This is a genomic window from Xanthomonas arboricola, assembly GCF_003353015.1.
Taxonomy (GTDB): Bacteria; Pseudomonadota; Gammaproteobacteria; order Xanthomonadales; family Xanthomonadaceae; genus Xanthomonas; species Xanthomonas arboricola_E.
This window is the reverse complement of record NZ_QREM01000008.1, coordinates 240,163-256,306: the sequence shown is the minus strand read 5'-3', so window position 1 is coordinate 256,306 and position 16,144 is coordinate 240,163. Positions and strand designations below refer to the sequence as shown.

Annotated in this window: 13 protein-coding genes, 1 other RNA gene and 1 pseudogene; 6 read left to right on the top strand and 9 right to left on the bottom strand. The window is 67.3% G+C overall.

The window, feature by feature from the left end; translation table 11 throughout:
* The first annotated feature begins 27 nt into the window (after positions 1-27).
* Positions 28-2,397 carry a TonB-dependent receptor gene (locus C0541_RS09075; protein WP_115047740.1) on the top strand — a complete coding sequence of 790 codons (2,370 nt, stop codon included), beginning with the start codon at positions 28-30 and terminating at the stop codon, positions 2,395-2,397.
* Between the two features lie 4 nt (positions 2,398-2,401).
* On the opposite strand, the gene C0541_RS09070 is transcribed toward C0541_RS09075, so the two are convergent.
* The 7 genes from C0541_RS09070 to C0541_RS09040 form a co-directional block, all read right to left on the bottom strand.
* A non-coding RNA gene (locus C0541_RS09070) (sX9 sRNA) lies at positions 2,402-2,477 on the bottom strand.
* 215 nt (positions 2,478-2,692) lie between these two features.
* The gene (trxC, locus tag C0541_RS09065; RefSeq protein WP_115047738.1) at positions 2,693-3,139 is read right to left on the bottom strand and encodes a thioredoxin TrxC; all 447 of its coding nucleotides are present in this window, start codon (positions 3,137-3,139) and stop codon (positions 2,693-2,695) included.
* A 177-nt stretch (positions 3,140-3,316) separates the two neighbouring features.
* Positions 3,317-3,682 (bottom strand): DUF1428 domain-containing protein, encoded by a 366-nt coding sequence (locus C0541_RS09060; RefSeq protein WP_115047736.1) that lies wholly within the window; start codon positions 3,680-3,682, stop codon positions 3,317-3,319.
* Between the two features lie 390 nt (positions 3,683-4,072).
* Entirely contained in the window at positions 4,073-5,203 is a 1,131-nt protein-coding gene (locus C0541_RS09055) for a hybrid sensor histidine kinase/response regulator (protein ID WP_115047734.1), read from the bottom strand.
* Positions 5,200-5,787 carry a chemotaxis protein CheB gene (locus C0541_RS09050; RefSeq protein WP_115047733.1) on the bottom strand — a complete coding sequence of 196 codons (588 nt, stop codon included), beginning with the start codon at positions 5,785-5,787 and terminating at the stop codon, positions 5,200-5,202. Before C0541_RS09050 ends, C0541_RS09055 begins: the two co-directional genes overlap by 4 nt.
* Positions 5,784-6,635 carry a CheR family methyltransferase gene (locus C0541_RS09045; protein WP_193725899.1) on the bottom strand — a complete coding sequence of 284 codons (852 nt, stop codon included), beginning with the start codon at positions 6,633-6,635 and terminating at the stop codon, positions 5,784-5,786. The genes C0541_RS09050 and C0541_RS09045 overlap by 4 nt, the downstream gene beginning before the upstream one ends.
* The gene (locus tag C0541_RS09040) at positions 6,608-9,772 is read right to left on the bottom strand and encodes a response regulator (protein ID WP_115047729.1); all 3,165 of its coding nucleotides are present in this window, start codon (positions 9,770-9,772) and stop codon (positions 6,608-6,610) included. The genes C0541_RS09045 and C0541_RS09040 overlap by 28 nt, the downstream gene beginning before the upstream one ends.
* Before the next feature lie 156 nt (positions 9,773-9,928).
* Between C0541_RS09040 and C0541_RS09035 the strand changes: the two genes are divergently transcribed.
* Positions 9,929-11,092, top strand: a complete 1,164-nt coding sequence (locus C0541_RS09035) for an ATP-binding protein (RefSeq protein ID WP_115047727.1) — start codon at positions 9,929-9,931, stop codon at positions 11,090-11,092.
* Positions 11,085-11,453, top strand: coding sequence for a response regulator (locus tag C0541_RS09030; protein ID WP_115047725.1), 369 nt, complete (start codon positions 11,085-11,087; stop codon positions 11,451-11,453). The genes C0541_RS09035 and C0541_RS09030 overlap by 8 nt, the downstream gene beginning before the upstream one ends.
* Before the next feature lie 86 nt (positions 11,454-11,539).
* Here the strand turns inward: C0541_RS09030 and C0541_RS09025 are convergent, their stop codons facing one another.
* Positions 11,540-11,815, bottom strand: a complete 276-nt coding sequence (locus tag C0541_RS09025) for a DUF2798 domain-containing protein (protein ID WP_115047723.1) — start codon at positions 11,813-11,815, stop codon at positions 11,540-11,542.
* Between the two features lie 135 nt (positions 11,816-11,950).
* Between C0541_RS09025 and C0541_RS09020 the strand changes: the two genes are divergently transcribed.
* The gene (locus tag C0541_RS09020) at positions 11,951-12,922 is read left to right on the top strand and encodes a LysR family transcriptional regulator (RefSeq protein WP_115047721.1); all 972 of its coding nucleotides are present in this window, start codon (positions 11,951-11,953) and stop codon (positions 12,920-12,922) included.
* A gap of 229 nt (positions 12,923-13,151) precedes the next feature.
* Here the strand turns inward: C0541_RS09020 and C0541_RS09015 are convergent, their stop codons facing one another.
* Positions 13,152-14,741, bottom strand: a complete 1,590-nt coding sequence (locus tag C0541_RS09015) for an alpha-N-arabinofuranosidase (protein WP_161959981.1) — start codon at positions 14,739-14,741, stop codon at positions 13,152-13,154.
* A 242-nt stretch (positions 14,742-14,983) separates the two neighbouring features.
* Here C0541_RS09015 and C0541_RS09010 point away from each other — a divergent pair, with 242 nt between their 5' ends.
* The gene (locus tag C0541_RS09010) at positions 14,984-16,033 is read left to right on the top strand and encodes an aldose epimerase family protein (RefSeq protein WP_115047719.1); all 1,050 of its coding nucleotides are present in this window, start codon (positions 14,984-14,986) and stop codon (positions 16,031-16,033) included.
* A gap of 10 nt (positions 16,034-16,043) precedes the next feature.
* A pseudogene (locus C0541_RS21305) lies at positions 16,044-16,142 on the top strand (restriction endonuclease); the annotation flags it as partial.
* Between the last annotated feature and the right edge of the window lie 2 nt (positions 16,143-16,144).

Genomic DNA, 16,144 nt, shown 5'->3' with positions numbered 1-16,144 from the left:
GCGTCACCTACCCAAGGATCATCCCGCATGTCGTTGTCTTCGTCTGTCTCCGCGTCGCTGACGCCCGCCGCCACACACGCCCCTGCAGGCCGTCGCGTGGCATTGCAGCGCACGCCGCTGGCGCGTGCCTGCGCCGGCCTGCTGCTTGCCTCGCTGGCGGCAGCGGCCGCTGCGCAGCAGGTGCCGACGCGCCAGGGCGAGGGCAGCCCGACCGCGCTGGATGCGGTCACCGTCACTGCCGAGCACCGCGAGCAGAACCTGCAGGAGGTGCCGGTGTCGGTGGGCGTGGTGCAGGGCGCAGCAATGCGCGAGTTCACCGCCGGTGGCGACGACACGCTGCTGGCGCTGTCCGGCCGCGTGCCGGGCTTCTACGCCGAGACCACCACCGGGCGCATCTTCCCGCGCTTCTATATCCGTGGCCTGGGCAACATCGATTTCTATCTCGGCGCCTCGCAGCCGGTGTCCATCATCCAGGACGACGTGGTACTGGAACACGTGGTGCTCAAGTCCAACCCGGTCTACGACGTGGACCAGGTCGAGGTGCTGCGCGGCCCGCAGGGCACCTTGTTCGGCCGCAACACCACCGCCGGCATCGTCAAGTTCGACACGGTCAAGCCCAGCGAGACCTATACCGGCCGCGTCGATGCCAGCTACGGCAGCTACAACACGTTGTCGCTGGATGGCGGCTTCGGTGGCCCGATCAACGACGTGCTGTCCTTCCGCGTCTCTGCCTTGTACCAACACCGCGACGATTGGGTGGACAACACCTTTGCCGGCAGCAGTGCCGACGGCACGCGCACGCCGCGCGAGGACGCGATGGGCGGCTACAGCGATCGCAATGCGCGCCTGCAGCTGCTGCTCAAGCCCAACGACGCATTCTCGCTGCTGGGCTCGCTGCATACGCGCGACTACGACGGCACCTCCACGTTGTTCCTGCGCAACGCAGTGACGCGCGGCAGCGACAAGGTCGACGTGCCGCGCGATCGCGTGGCCTACGACGAAGCCAATGACAACCCGCAGGCCTACAAGACCGACGGCGGCTCGATCAAGGCGATCTACGACTTCGGCGGCGTGGCGCTGACCTCCATCACCGCCTACGAAACCACCTCCGGCTACAGCCGTGGCGACACCGATGGCGGTGCGGCGGCCAACTACCCGGTCAACGGCGTGCCGAACGGCTTCGGCCAGTCGATGGGGCAGATCCGCGACCTGGACCAGTACACCCAGGAACTGCGTCTGGCCAGCGAAGGCGACGACGCATTGCAGTGGCAGGTCGGTGCGTTCTACTTCGACGGGCGCGACACCACCGATTTCTACCAGCGTGCATATTTCCTGCGCACCGCCGCGCGCAACCCGAACAACTGGGTGCGCCTGCGCAACACCAACACCTCCTGGGCCGGCTTCGGGCAGCTCAGCTACAAGGCCACCGATACGCTCACCTTGACCGCCGGTATCCGCCAGACCAGGGACACCAAGGAAACCCGCCTGCTCAAGACCGCCGATACCGCCGCGGGCGCGGTGACCTATCGCGGCCGTCGCGATGTGCGCATGTCCGACACCCAGCCCAGCTGGGACCTCAGCGCGATGTATGAAATCAATCCGGAGCTGAGCGTCTACGCGCGCGTGGCACGCGGCTTCCGCGGCCCGACCATCCAGGGCCGCAGCGCGGTGTTCAATTCGGATTTCACCACTGCCGATTCGGAAACCATCCTGTCCTGGGAAGCCGGCATCAAGAGCAGCCTGTTCGACAATCGCCTGCGTCTGAATGTCAGCGGCTTCACCTACACGGTGGACGACATCCAGCTCAACGGCAACGATTCGGACGGCAACGGCGTGCTGTTCAATGCCGACAAGGCCAAGGCCTACGGTCTGGAAGCGGATCTGGACTGGCGCCCGATCTCCAACCTGTCGCTGACCGCCGGCCTGAGCCTGCTGCATAGCGAAATCCACGACGATCGCGTCTACGCGCAGGCCTGCGCGCTCAATGGCGTGGTGGTGTGCACGGTCAACGACCCGACCATCCGCGTCGGTGCCAACACCTTTGCGCAGATCGACGGCAACCCGTTGCCCAACGCGCCCAAGTACAACCTCAACCTGGCGGCGCGCTACGACATTCCGGTGGGCACCGATGGCGCCTTCTTCGTCTCCACCGACTGGAACAAGCAGGGCGAAACCAGCTTCGTGCTGTACGACTCCACCGAGTTCCGTGCCAACGGCAACGTTGAAGGCGGCCTCAAGCTCGGTTACACCGGCGGCTATGGGGCATGGGAAGTGGCGGCGTTTGCGCGCAACATCACCAACGAGAAGAACGTCAAGGGCGTGATCGAAAACTACATGGCGGCGGTGTACAACGAACCGCGTATCGTGGGTGTGTCGGTCAACGTCAACTGGCAATAACCGCGGCTGACACCACGTAGCGGACGGTCGTCAGGTGGATGCGGACGGCGTGGAGGAATCGCCGTGGACGCGTGGTCCATGCCGGTTCCGAGCGCCGGGCGCGCCCGCCTGACGGCCGCGCAGCAGGTGTGTTGGTCGCTCTGAGCGCCTTTGGAACAACAGCGAGCGACTGCACAGTGGCCTGAGCGGCCGCTACCGGTTGCGATCGATCGACCGCATCGCCACGCCTGCGTCGCGGCGATGCGTGTCGTGGCACCAGGCCCGCTGCGTGCATCAACGCAGCGGGCCGTTTGTATCAGCGGTTGGCTAGCACCGATTGCACCCAACTGACGATCTGCGCGCTGCTTACCGCGCCCGAGTGACGGCCCAGCTCACTGCCGCCGCGGATGACCAGCAAGGTCGGGATGCTGCGGATGCCAAAGCGCGTGCCCAGCGCCGGATGCAGATCGGTATCGACCTTCGCCAGCCGGACCTGCGGTTCGAGCATCGCCGCGGCTGCGGCAAAGTGCGGCGCCATGCTCAGGCACGGCCCACACCACGGCGCCCAGAAATCCACCACCAACGGCAATGCGCTGCGCACCGCATGCGTGTCGAAGTCGGCCGCCGACAGTGCCACCGGCGTGCTCGGGAACAAGGGCCTGTGGCAACTGCCACAGTTGGGCGCATCGCGCAGACGTGCCGCTGCGACACGATTCATCGCGGCACAGCTCGGGCAGGCGATCAGGAGCGGTGCATCGGTCATGCGGTGGTCTCCGGTGGCAGGCACTGCAGTCGTCGCGCTCGCCATCCTGGCGGCGAACGCGGCTGCATGCCGCCAGTGTAACGGCCATCGCCCAGCACCCGGTGCCGGAGGCGACCGCTGCCGCACCGGGTGCGGCAGCGTCGCGACGGCCATGCGCGCCGCCGCGGACTGCGCTACTCAGCCCGGTTGCCCCAGGGTCAGGATCGGAACGAAGCCGCCGTAGATCAGCCGCTTGCCATCGAATGGCATCGGGTTCACCGACGGATCCATGCGCGGGTCGTCCAACATCTTGCGCATGCCCGCATCGCGGGTGGCCTTGTCCGGCCATTCGATCCACGAAAACACCACGATTTCATCGTCGCAGGCATCGACCGCGCGATGGAAGTCGGTCAGCTGTCCATGCTGGACGTCATCGCCCCAGCACTCCACCACGCGCAGCGCACCGTACTCGATGATGATGGCATCGCCCGTGCGGGCATGTTCCAGAAACGCGGCCTTGTTGGCCGTGGGCACCGCGAGTGCAAACCCATCCACATACGACATAACCACCTCCGCAGACATGGCGCACGGCGTGCACCTGATGATGACGAACAGATATCGGTGCGATCGGAACACGTTGGAACGCTGCGCTGGGCGCGTGTCGCCCCATGCAGGTTTCACGAGCATACGGCGCATCGCGACGGCAAGCACTGGCCGCGCTCGCATGCCGATGCGCATCGGCGGCGTGCCCGGTCGAGGTTGCCGGATCGCAGGCGCGCAACGGAGCCGACACCGGGCCGATGAGCTCGTCAGGCCGGTTGCGGTGTCTGCAGATGCGGGTATGGCGACAGGCTGCCGTGCTGGCAGCGCATGGCCCCGGCCGGACGGCTGGCGCTTGCCGGGCCCGTCGCGGCGACTGTCCGGCGTGCTGCCCGACGACCGCCCTGGCCTGGATTACGCGGCCAGGTTGTGTCGCCGCAGCACGGCTTCGAACACCACCTCATCGCCGTCGTTGCGTGCCTGCAGCGTGCCGCCGTGCGCCTTGACGAACTGGTCGGCGATGAACAGGCCAAGTCCCAGGCCCTGGCTGGCATGGAAGCTGGCCTTGAACGGCTCGAACAGGCGCGGCATCAGGCTGTCGGGGATGCGCCCGACGTTGCGCACCGACAGCCGCAGCGTGTCGCGTTGGCGTCCGTCCAGGTGCACCCGCACCGGCTGGCTGCCACCATGCAGCACTGCGTTGCCGACCAGATTGGACACCACCTGGGCCAGGCGATCGCCATCGCCATCACCGTCCAGATCGCCTTCGGTACGCAGGTCGATCGGCGTGTGCGGATTGGCCTGCGCCACTTCGCGCACCACGCCATGGGTGACCTCGCCCAGGTTGCAGGGGCCGAACTGCATCGACAGCCCGTCGCTGCGCAGGCGCGAGAAATCCAGCAGCTGCTCGACCATCCGCGCCATGCGCCGCGCGCTGTTTTCCAGGTGATCGAGCGTGCGCGCGGCCGTGCCATCGGCATCCACATCCAGGCTGAGCTTGTCGGCGCACAGCAGGATCACCGACAGCGGCGTGCGCAGGTCGTGGGTGAGCACGGCCATCATGGTTTCGTTGAGCGTGAGCGCGCGTTCCAGCGAGGCGTTGCGTGCCTTGAGCAGGCGCCGCTGCTGGTACAACTCGATGAACACGTTGACCTTGCTCAGGATCACGTGCGGCTCGATCGGCTTGTGCAGGAAATCCACCGCGCCGGTTTCGTAGCCCTGGAAGGCACGCATCGGATCGTTCGGCGATGCGGTCAGGAAGATGATCGGCACATGCCGGCTGCGCTGCGAGCCGCGCATCAGCTCGGCCAGCGAAAAGCCGTCCATTTCCGGCATGTGCACATCCAGCAATGCCAGTGCCACATCGTGTTCGAGTAACAGCTCCAGCGCCTGCGCGCCGGACGCGGCGCACAGCACCTGGATGCCGTTGCGCTGCAGCAGCGCTTCCATCGCCACCAGGTTCTGCGGCACGTCGTCGACGATCAGCAGCTTGGCCGGCGCGTCGTCGTTGCTGGTTGTCGCCAGGCCGGTCGCGGTGAGGTTCATGGGTGAAAGGTTTCCAGTCGGCTGCAGATCGCCTGCAGGGTGAGCACCGCATCGGCGCCAGCATGGGCGAGCGCGGAGGCGGGCATCAGCGGTGCGGCGGCATCGTCGGGGCGCTGGATCCAGGCGCTGCCGCCGACCGCGCGCACCGCCGCCACTCCGGCGCTGCCGTCGCTGCTGGCACCGGTGAGCAGGATCGCCAGCAGGCGCTGCCCGAACACGTCGGCCGCCGATTCGAACAGGGGGTCGATCGCCGGGCGCGAGAACAGCACCGGCGCATCCATCGACAGCGCCAGGCTGTCGCGCGTTTCCACCAGCAGATGGTAGTCGGGCGGGGCGATGGTCACGCTGCCGGCGAGCAGCGGCTGCTTGTCTTCGGCCTCGCGCACCGGCAGGGCGCAGCGTGCATCCATCAGCTCGGCAAGGTGGCTGGTGCGGTCGCGCGGCAGATGCAGTACCGCCAGCACCGGCATCGGCAGATCCGCAGGCAGGCTGGACAACAGCGCCTGCAAGGCCACGACACCGCCGGCCGAGGCACCGATCACCATCGCGTCGAACTGCGCTGCCGCCGTGTGCATCACGTTCATGCCGCCGCCTTGCGGAACAGGCGCTGCTCGCGCGCCACGGTTTCGAACGCCTGCGCATGCGCGCCGAACTGCAGCGATTCCTTGCTGCCCAGGCCCAGGAACCCGCGGTGCACCAGCGCGTCGTGGAACAGGCCCACTGCACGGTCCTGCAGGCTGCGGTTGAAATAGATCAGCACGTTGCGGCACGACACCAGATGCACTTCGGAGAACACCGTATCGGTGGCCAGGCTGTGATCGGCGAAGACGATATTGCGCTTCAGCCGGCGATCGAAGACCGCGCCATCGTAGGCGGTGGTGTAGTAGTCGGACAGCGAGCCGCGGCCGCCGGCGTCCAGGTAGTTGCGGCTGAACTGCGCGATGCGGTCGATGCCGAAGGCGCCGGCTTCGGCCATGCCCAAGGCTTCGGGATTGATGTCGGTGGCGTAGATCACCGCCTTTTCCAGCAGGCCTTCTTCGTGCAGCAGGATCGCCAGCGACCAGACTTCCTCGCCGGTGCTGCAGCCGGCCACCCACAGCTTGATCGACGGATAGGTCCGCAAGACCGGCACCGCGTGGTCGCGCAGGACGCGGAAATAGGCCGGGTCGCGGAACATCTCCGACACCTGCACGGTGAAGAACTGCATCGCCTGCGCAAAGGTGTCCGGTTCGTGCAGCAGGCGGTGCTGCAGGTCGGCCACGCGCGTGCATTCCAGGCGCGCCATCGCGTGGCGCATGCGCCGGCGCAGCGAGGACACCGCGTAATCGCGGAAGTCGTAGTGATAGCGCTGGTAGACCGCCTCCAGCAGCACCCGCAGCTCCAGGTCGAACAGCTCCACCGCATTCATTGCCGCGAGCACCACACACGGCACAGCGACACCAGCTTGTCCACGTCGATGGGCTTGGCGATGTAGTCGTTGGCGCCGGCCTCCAGGCAGCGTTCGCGATCGTCGGCCATGGCCTTGGCGGTCAGCGCGATGATCGGCAGGTCCTGCCACTGGCGATTGGCGCGGATCTGGCGCATCGCGGTCAGCCCGTCCATCTCCGGCATCATGATGTCCATCAATACCAGGTCCACCTCGTGCCTGGCCAGGTGTTCCAGCGCCTCGCGGCCGTTGCGGGCGATCTGCAGCGTCACGCCGAGCGGTTCGAGCACGCTGGAGAGCGCGAAGATGTTGCGCACATCGTCTTCGGCCAGCAGCACGGTGGCGCCGTCCAGCACCGCGTCGCGGCGGCGCGCTTCGCGCAGCAGGCGTTGCTGGTCGCTGGGCAACGACGCTTCCACGCTGTGCAGGAACAGCGTCACCTCGTCGAGCAGGCGCTCGGGCGAACGCACCCCCTTGATGATGATGCTCTTGGAGTAACGGCGCAGGCGCTGTTCCTCGTCGCGGGTGAGCGCGCGCCCGGTGTAGACGATGACCGGAGGAAAGGCGACTGCGTCGTTGCCGGCCATGCGTTCGAGCAGGTCGTAGCCGCTGCCGTCGGGCAGCGCCAGATCGGTGACCATGCAGTCGAAGGTCGAGCCGGCCAGCTGCTGCATCGCGTCGGCGATGCTGCCCACCGCGATGATCTCCAGCTGGTCGCGCGCCAGCAACAATTGCAGATTCGCACGCAGGGCGCTGTCGTCTTCGACGATCAGCAGGCGGCGCACCGCGCGCGCATTGGTGTCTTCCAGTTGCCGGATCGCGCCCGCCAGCAGCTCGCGCGTGGCTGGCTTGATCAGGTAGCCCACCGCGCCCAGCTCCAGTGCGATCTGGCTGCGCTCCAGCGCCGATACCACGTGCACCGGGATATGGCGCGTGGCCGGATCGCGCTTGAGGCGTTCGAGCACGCTCAGGCCGGAGGCGTCCGGCAGGCCGAGGTCGAGCAGGATGCCGCTGGGGCGCAGTTCGGCCGCCAGGCGCAGCGCTTCTTCGGCGCTGGGCGCCACCACGCAGTCGAAATCCAGCTCGTGCGCCAGGTCGACCAGCGCCTGTGCAAAGCGTGCCTCGTCTTCCACTGCCAGGATCAGCCGGCCGGGACGGGTGCGTTGGTCGCGATCGTCGTCGGCGCGCTGCAGCGGCGCAGTGGCGGTTGCCGGAATCGGCAGCGGCATCCCCGTGGACGCAGCCGCCGCGCCTTCGCCAGGGGGCGAGGCCATCGCCGTGCCGCTGGCGGGATGCGACGCCTGCGTGGCGCCGATCGCCGCCGCGCCCGCAATGGCCTGCGCCGCAGTGACCAGCTCGGCCGGCGCACCGTCGATCGGCAGTTCCAGGGTAAAACAGCTGCCGCGCCCCGGCTGGCTGTCCACGCGGATGCTGCCGCCCATGCGCTGGGCCAGGTCGCGCGAGATCGACAACCCCAGGCCGGTGCCGCCATAGCGACGGCGTGTGCTGCCATCGGCCTGACGGAACGCTTCGAAGATGATGTCGGTCTGTTCGTGCGCGATGCCGATGCCGGTGTCGTTGACCTTGAACAGCACCCGGCCCGGCGTATGCGCCTGGATCGACAGGCTGACGCTGCCGTGCTCGGTGAACTTGATCGCGTTGGCCAGCAGGTTCTTGAGGATCTGCTGCAGGCGTTGGCTGTCGACGACCAGCTGCGTCGGTGCATCGGATTCGGCAGCCAGCTGCAGGGCCAGGCCCTTCTGGCGTGCCAGCGGCTCGAAGGGTTCGCGCAGGCGCTGCACCACCGTGCTGGTGGCGACGGTTTCGTCGGCCAGTTCCACATGCCCGGCCTCGATCTTGGACAGGTCGAGAATGTCGTTGATCAGGGCCAGCAGATCGTTGTTGGACGACAGGATCGCCTGTGCGTATTTCACCTGCTCGGGACTGAGCGTGCCGTCCTTGTTGTCGGCCAGCAGCTTGGCCAGGATCAACGCGCTGTTGAGCGGCGTGCGCAGCTCGTGCGACATGTTGGCCAGGAATTCGGATTTGTAGCGCGAGGCGGTGGACAGCTCGTTGCTGTTGCGCACCAGCTGATTCTGCGCAATCAGCAAGGCCTGCTTCTGCGCTTCCAATGCCTGGGTGCGCTCTTCCAACTGCACGTTGGTCTGTTCCAGCTCGGCCTGCTGCAGTTCCAGATCGCTCTGCGATTGCTGCAGGCTGCGGCTCTGTTCCTCCAGCTCCTCGTTGGCCACGCGCAGCTCTTCCTGCTGGGTCTGCAGTTCTTCGCTCTGGCGCTGGGTTTCTTCCAGCAGGGCCACCAGCTGGGCGCGCAGCAAAGCCGTGCGCAAGGCCAGGCCGATGTTTTCGCCGCAGCGTGCGAGCAGCTCTTCTTCGCGCGTGCGGGCAATGCCCGGCGCAGCGGCGCGGCCCAGCTCGATAATGCCGATCACCCGCCCATCGGCGATGACCGGCGCCAGCAGCAGTTCCTGGCAAGCGCTCTGGCCCAGGCCCGAGGCGATCTGCAGATGCCCGGCGTCCACACCGCGCACCCGGCGCACCGCGCCGCTACGCAAGGCCTCGCCGAGCTGGCCGGCATCGGTGGGCAGCGTCGCGGAGGCATCGGCCGGCAGTGCGGCGCCGCCGGTCAGGCGCAGGCGGTCGCCCTCGATGCGATACAACGCGCCGACCTGGGCATCCAGCGTGTCGCACAATGCGCGCACCGCGGCATTAGCCAGATCGTCCGGGCTGTGGTCGCCGCGCAGACTGGCTTCGACGGTGTTTTCGGCCTGCTGCAGCCACAGTGCCAGTTCGGCCTGGCGGCGTGCGCGGATGGCCTGCATCACCACCAGCGCCATTGCCAGAAACGACACCCCGCCGATGCTGCGGTTGATCGAGGAGAAACTCGAATTGGTACTGGCCGGCGCCAGTTCGAAACCGATCGCCAGCAGCACGCACGACAGCGCGGCGACCACCAGCGGCACCTGCACGCGATTCTGGAAGACCGTCACGCCCACCGCGACGAAATAGGTCAGCCACACCGCGTAGCCAAGCGGCGTGATCAACTCCACGCCGAGCGTTCCTGCCATCAGGGCCCCCGCGATCACCCACACCCAGCGGTCGCGTGTAGTCGAGATGTTTTGCATAAAGGCGACGGGCCGGACCAGGGGGCGGTCATGGTAGCCGATAAGTTTCACGCGCAAATCGCCGGTATTTTGACGCTTTGCAGCCGGGTTGGCTTGCACGCAACCTTCACGCACCCGTTACTATGGTCGCGCGCTTTTGCGGGGGAAAGTCGCCTGATGGATGCGGAAACGGCCGTCGACAGTGCGGGGCCGCTTTCTCACGACAGCCGGCAATGCCAGCTGTTGGTGCAGAGCGTGTCCAACTATGCGATCTACATGCTCGACACCGGTGGCCATGTCTGCAGCTGGAACCCCGGCGGCGAGCGCATCAAGGGGTACACCGCCGCCGAGGTGATCGGCTCGCATTTCTCGCGCTTCTATCTGCCCGAGGACGTGCAGCGCGGCGAACCGGCCCGCAATCTGGACACCGCCAGGCGCGACGGGCGCTTTGCCACCGAAGGCTGGCGACTGCGCAAGGATGGCAGCCGCTTCTGGGCGAGCGTGGCAATCGAGCCGGTGCTGGAGTTCGGCGTCTTGGTCGGGTTCGCCAAGGTCACCTGCGACATCGACCAGCGGCACCAGGCGCAACAGCTGTTGCAGCAGGCGCAGCAGGCACTGCTGCAGTCGCAGAAGGTGGATGCGCTGGGCCGCCTGACGCTCGGCATGGCGCACGATTTCAACAACCTGCTGACGGTCATGGTGACCAGCCTGGACCTGATCGCGCTGCGTGCCGGCGACGACGCGCGTACGCGCATGCTGGTGGAGGCCGCGCAGACCGCAGTCGATCGGGGCACCTTGCTGACGCGCCAACTGCTGTCCTTCGCACGTGGGCAGCGGTTGATTCCCGAGCGCCATGGCGCCAACGCGGTGGTGACGCGCTCGCTCGAACTGCTGCGGCGTGCCTGCCCGGCCGGCCTTGCCTTGTCGCTCGAGTTTGCCGAGCAATTGCCCGATATCCGCGTGGACCCCGGCCAACTGGAAGCGGCCTTGCTCAATCTGGTGTTCAATAGCTGCGATGCCATGCCCGGCGGCGGCACCATCGTGCTGCAAACCGCCGCGGCGTTGCGTGTTGCGCCGTCCGATCCGCATGGCCGGCCGTGCCATTACGTCGGCATTGCCGTGCGCGATGACGGCCCCGGCATGCCCGCGCATGTGGCGCAATGCGCCAGCGAGCCGTTTTTCACCACCAAGGACGTGGGCAAGGGCTCGGGCCTGGGATTGAGCCAGGTGCATGGCTTTGCATCCCAATCCGGTGGCTTCGTCGAACTGGACACCGCTCCCGGTCGCGGCACCACCGTTACCCTGTTTCTCCCGGCCATCGAGGAGGCTGAGCATGACTGAACCCCTGCGTCTGTTGATGGTGGAAGATCAACAGGAATTGCGCGAACTGATCGGTGAGGCGCTGCGCGATGCCGGCATCACCGTCGAAACCGCCGACGACGGGCATAGCGCGTTGCGCATGCTGCGCGAGCATGGCCCCTACGATGTGGTGTTCAGCGACATCCGCATGCCCAACGGCATGTCGGGCATCGAATTGAGCGAACACGTGGCGCAGCTGCTGCCGCAGGCGCGGGTGATCCTGGCTTCGGGATTCGCAAAGGCGCAGTTGCCGCCGCTGCCGGCGCAGGTGGATTTCCTGCCCAAGCCGTATCGCCTGCGTCAGCTGATCGATGTGTTGAAAGGCGCTGCGACCAGCGCCTGAGCGCTGGCTGCATGCACCGGCAGTTGCGTGGCACTGCCGGCTGCAGATGCTTGGCCGGGACCGCACAGGCAGTTGCGGTGTCCGGGTCAATGTCCCGCGTGTACCGTCCACGCCACCAGCCGTATGACCAGCGGGCGCACCACCAGCACGCAGCAGAACGCGGTGGGCATCGCAATGCGATAGGCATCCAGCACGCGCCACAGGTAGCCGGGCGCAAGGCCGGTGTTGGCACCGGTGATCACCAGGCACATCAGCAGGGCCATGATCGCGGCCATGTAGAACGCGAACACGAACGGGGTGGTACGCACGCCCAGTTTCCAGCGTGGGCGCAGCAACGGGGCGGAGGGGGGAGCTGACGACATGCAATGGCCTCGACTGGCGCGGATCGGTGCGATGGGCAGCACTGTAGAGACGCCACCAAGGGCGGGGTAGATCGCGTAGCCTTGCGGCTTACGTAAGAAAAACTTACGAATCGTTTGGTAATACTTGCCCTGCCAATGAACATTCTTCAGTCCATCCGCAGCTTTGTCAGCACCGTCGATGCCGGCAGCATTGCCGGCGGCGCCAAGTTGCTGGGGATCAGTGCCGCCGCGGTCAGCCAGAACATCGCGCGTCTGGAACAGCACCTGGGCGTGCGTCTGCTGCACCGGACCACGCGCAGCCTGGCGCTGACCGAGCGCGGCACGCTGTACTTCGAGCAGGTGCGGCAGCTGGAGCGCGACCTGGAGCGCGCGCGGCAATCGGTGGCCGGGCCGCAGCAGGCCCCGGCGGGGCGCTTGCGGGTGGCCAGCACCGCGGCCTTTGCGCGGCACGTGCTCGCCCCGATGCTGCCGGCCCTGCGTCACCAGTATCCGCAGCTGGAGATCGAGCTGCTGTGTACCGACCGGGCCGTGCAGCACGCCCAGGAAAGCGTGGATGTCAGCCTGCGCATCGAAGCGCAGCTGGAAGACGGCCTGGTGGCGCGCTGCATCGCCCAGGTGCCGCTGGTGGTCTGCGCAGCGCCCGAGTATCTGGCGCGCTGCGGGACGCCGCAGACCGCCGACGACTTGAAGTATCACGATTGCCTGCTGCTGCGGTATCCGGTCGACGGACGCTGCCTGCCGTGGAATTTCGTGCGCAATGGCGTGCGCTTCCAGCCGGAGCTGGGCAAGGCGATGGTCAGCGACGATATCGACGCGCTCGCCACCATGGCCGCTGCCGGCGGCGGTATCGCGCGCCTGGCCGCCTATGTGGTGCAGCCGTACCTGCAGCGCGGCGAGCTGCAGCCGCTGTTTGTCTCCGATCTTGGAAGCACCGCCCAGGCATTGCCGGAGCCGTTGCGGATCTACCTCTGCGTCGCCGACCGCCGCGACTTCACCCCCAAGGTGCGCGCCTTCATGGAGCACGTACTCGAACGCCTGCCCGTGCCATGGCGTGCTGCTGCGCCCGCGCTGGCGCCGGTACCGGCCCAGGCGGCAACCGTGGTGTAGCCGACAGCCGAAGACCGCCTGGCGGCCTGTTCTGCTCGACCAGGCGCACGCAGGTGCGATGTGCTGACGCGTGGGCGTGACGCGTGCCAGGTGACAACAGGTGCCAGGTGACAGGTGACAGGTGCCAGGTCCCGGTTTGCCTGAGTGCGATACGCCGTGAAGCACGCGGTTTGCGCCGCCGCCGTTCCCGAGCAACGGCGGCGGCAACGGATGCCGCCGCCGCCATCGCTCACTCCAGCTTGAGCATCACGATCGAATGCGCCGGCAGGGCCACCGTCAAGGCCTGGCCTCGCACCCGCGCGCCCTTGAATGCTTTCGGCTCCACCGCATGCGGCTGGGCGAACGTGTTGTGCGTGGTGATCGCCGGCGCAGTGAGGATCTGCCCGTCCACGCTGGTCGGTGACAGGCCTTCCACTTCCAGGCTCACGCTTGCCGCTGCGTCGGCATCCAGATTGGTCAGCGCAAGATAGACGTGCCCGTCCCTGGCCTTGACCGCCGAGCCATGCACCGCGGGCACGTGCACATCGCCGTGGCGATACTCCGGCGTGCGTAGTTGCAGCGGCAACTGGGTGGCGTCCTGGTAGGGCTTGTACAGCGCGAACACGTGATAGGTGGGCGTCAGCACCATCTTGTCGCCGTCGGTGAGGATCATCGCCTGCAGCACGTTGACCATCTGCGCGATGTTGGCCATGCGCACGCGTTCGGCATGTGCGCTGAAGATGTCGATGTTCAACGCGGCCACCAACGCATCGCGCAGGCTGTTTTGTTGATGCAGAAAGCCCGGGTTCGCATCCGGCAGCCCGGCGTACCAGGTGCCCCATTCGTCCACCACCAGCGCGACCTTCTTGCCCGGGTCGTAGCGGTCCATGATCGCGCTGTGTTTGCTGACCAGCTCGTCCATCACCAGCGTGCGCGCCAGCGTGTCGATCCAGGCGGCTTCGTCGAAGTCGGTGGAGGAGGCGCGCGGCGGCCAGCCACCGGGCACGGTGTAGTAGTGCAGGCTCAGGCCGTCCATCAGCGTGCCGGCCTCGCGCATCATCACTTCGGTCCAGTGGTAGTCGTCGTTGTTGGGGCCGGGCGCGATCTTGAGGATCTTCTGGTTGGCCGGTGCCTTGACGAAGGTCTGGTAGCGCCGATACACGTCTGCTGCGTATTCCACGCGCATGTTGCCGCCGCAGCCCCACAACTCGTTGCCCACGCCGAAGTAGGGCACCTGCCACGGTGCGTCGCGGCCATTGGCGCGGCGCTCGTTGGCCAGGCTGGAGCGGGTGGGCGCGGTCATGTACTCGGCCCACTGCGCGATCTCGTCCGGCGCCGCATTGCCCACGTTGCCGGCGATGTAGGCCTGGGTGCCGAGCAGCTCGGTGAAGTCCATGAACTCGTGCGTGCCGAAGCGGTTGGATTCTTCCACGCCGCCCCAGTGCGTGTTGACGCTGACCGGGCGCCTGGCCGGCGCGCCGACGCCATCGCGCCAATGGTATTCGTCGGCGAAGCAGCCGCCCGGCCAGCGGATGTTGGGCACGGCAATCGCCTTCAGCGCGGCCAGCACATCGTTGCGATAGCCGCGCGTATTGGCAATCGTCGAGTCCTCGCCGACCCACACCCCGCCGTAGATGCCGGTGCCCAGGTGCTCGGCGAACTGGCCGAACAGCTGCCGCGACACCTGCGCGCCAGGCTGGTCCACGCGCAGCGTACCGGTCACCTTGACCTCGGCAGCGGCAGCGGCAGCGGCGAGCGCGCTGGCGAGCAAGGCCGCGCCGACGACAGCCTGCACCAGCCGTCCGGGCGATATCCGCAACGTGGGAAAAATCCACTGCATCGGCCTGGGGCTCCTGTGCTGGTCGGTCGGGGTGGTCACACGCCGCAGCGTCGGTGGGCGCGTCGCTAGCCTAGTGCCTGCAGGGGCGGCTTGTATTGCTGCATCGCGATCAATCGACGCGCGCTGGCGCCTGCCAGGCCGCCAGCGCGATCGGGTCGCACGCCGGGATGTGCGCCGTGGCATGGTCGGCAACCGCGCCACCCCGTTATGCTCGCCAGCTTCCAGTATCGGTGGGACGATCCATGCAGCGCGTATTCGGACAATTGCCAGACGGTGTCGAGGTCCATGCGCTCACGTTGCGCAGCGATGCCGGACTGGAGGCGGAAGTGCTCACCTACGGCGGCATCCTGCATGCGCTGCGGCTGACCACCGCGCGCGGGGTGGTGCCGCTGCTGCTGGCATTGCCGGATCTGCCGGCGTACGCCGCCGATGGCGACAGCCTCAACATCCTGGTCGGCCGCTTCGGCAACCGCATTGCCGGTGCGCGCTACACGCTGGACGGCGTCACCCACACGCTGGCCGCCAACGAAGGGCGCAACCAGCTGCACGGCGGCCTGCGCGGCTTCGGGCGGCGCGTGTGGAATGTGCTGGAGCAGGCACCGGACCAGGTGCTGCTCGGTTACCACTCGCCCGATGGCGAAGAAGGCTATCCCGGCAATCTGCAGGTGCGCGCGCTGCTGCAGCTGCGAGGGCGCCGCCTGCAGCTGGACTTCGAGGCGCAATGCGATGCCGCCACCCCGTTGAACCTCACCCATCACCCCTACTTCAACCTCTCCGGCGACCCGCATCAGCGCGCCGCGCTGCAGGTGCTGCGCGTGCCGGCCGATCGCTATCTGCCGGTGGATGCCGAGTCGATCCCGACCGGCGAGATTGCCTCGGTCGCCGGTACGCCGTTCGATTTCCGCGAGGCCGCGGCACTGGCCGACACTCTCGATCCGGCGCACCCGCAGGTGGTGCTCGGCAAGGGCTACGACCAATGCCTGGTGCTGGCCGCCGGGGCCGATTGCGTGGCCGAGCTGTACTCGCCGCACAGTGGCGTGGCGCTGCGGATCCGCAGCGACGCACCGGCGGTGCAACTCTACGAAGGCCAGCACCTGGACGACCACCATCCCGGCCTGGGCCGCGGCGTCTGCCTGGAGCCGCAGGACTACCCGGATGCGCCCAACCACCCCAACTTCCCGTCGACGATCTTGCGGCCCGGGCAGGTCTACCGCCGCCGCATCGCCTATCACTTCGCCGACCCCGGTCCGGATCAGCCCTGGGCGGTGGTGAGCGCTGCGCTGGACGCCTGAGCGCGGCTTGCTAGTGGGGGGGCATTCCCGCCGCCAATGCTATGCCTTGGAGGAAACCGGCTTGGGCGGCGCGGACGCTGGTAGCGACCTGATCCTAAGCAAACGGGGATC

Coding starts and splice junctions, on each gene's coding strand:
- trxC (WP_115047738.1), bottom strand. CDS start 3,139: ATGACCGATGCACCGCTCCTGATCGCCTGCCCGAGCTGTGCCGCGATG.
- C0541_RS09025 (WP_115047723.1), bottom strand. CDS start 11,815: ATGTCGTCAGCTCCCCCCTCCGCCCCGTTGCTGCGCCCACGCTGGAAA.
- C0541_RS09010 (WP_115047719.1), top strand. CDS start 14,984: ATGCAGCGCGTATTCGGACAATTGCCAGACGGTGTCGAGGTCCATGCG.
- C0541_RS09075 (WP_115047740.1), top strand. CDS start 28: ATGTCGTTGTCTTCGTCTGTCTCCGCGTCGCTGACGCCCGCCGCCACA.
- C0541_RS09040 (WP_115047729.1), bottom strand. CDS start 9,772: ATGCAAAACATCTCGACTACACGCGACCGCTGGGTGTGGGTGATCGCG.
- C0541_RS09015 (WP_161959981.1), bottom strand. CDS start 14,741: ATGCAGTGGATTTTTCCCACGTTGCGGATATCGCCCGGACGGCTGGTG.
- C0541_RS09055 (WP_115047734.1), bottom strand. CDS start 5,203: ATGAACCTCACCGCGACCGGCCTGGCGACAACCAGCAACGACGACGCG.
- C0541_RS09035 (WP_115047727.1), top strand. CDS start 9,929: ATGGATGCGGAAACGGCCGTCGACAGTGCGGGGCCGCTTTCTCACGAC.
- C0541_RS09050 (WP_115047733.1), bottom strand. CDS start 5,787: ATGAACGTGATGCACACGGCGGCAGCGCAGTTCGACGCGATGGTGATC.
- C0541_RS09060 (WP_115047736.1), bottom strand. CDS start 3,682: ATGTCGTATGTGGATGGGTTTGCACTCGCGGTGCCCACGGCCAACAAG.
- C0541_RS09030 (WP_115047725.1), top strand. CDS start 11,085: ATGACTGAACCCCTGCGTCTGTTGATGGTGGAAGATCAACAGGAATTG.
- C0541_RS09020 (WP_115047721.1), top strand. CDS start 11,951: ATGAACATTCTTCAGTCCATCCGCAGCTTTGTCAGCACCGTCGATGCC.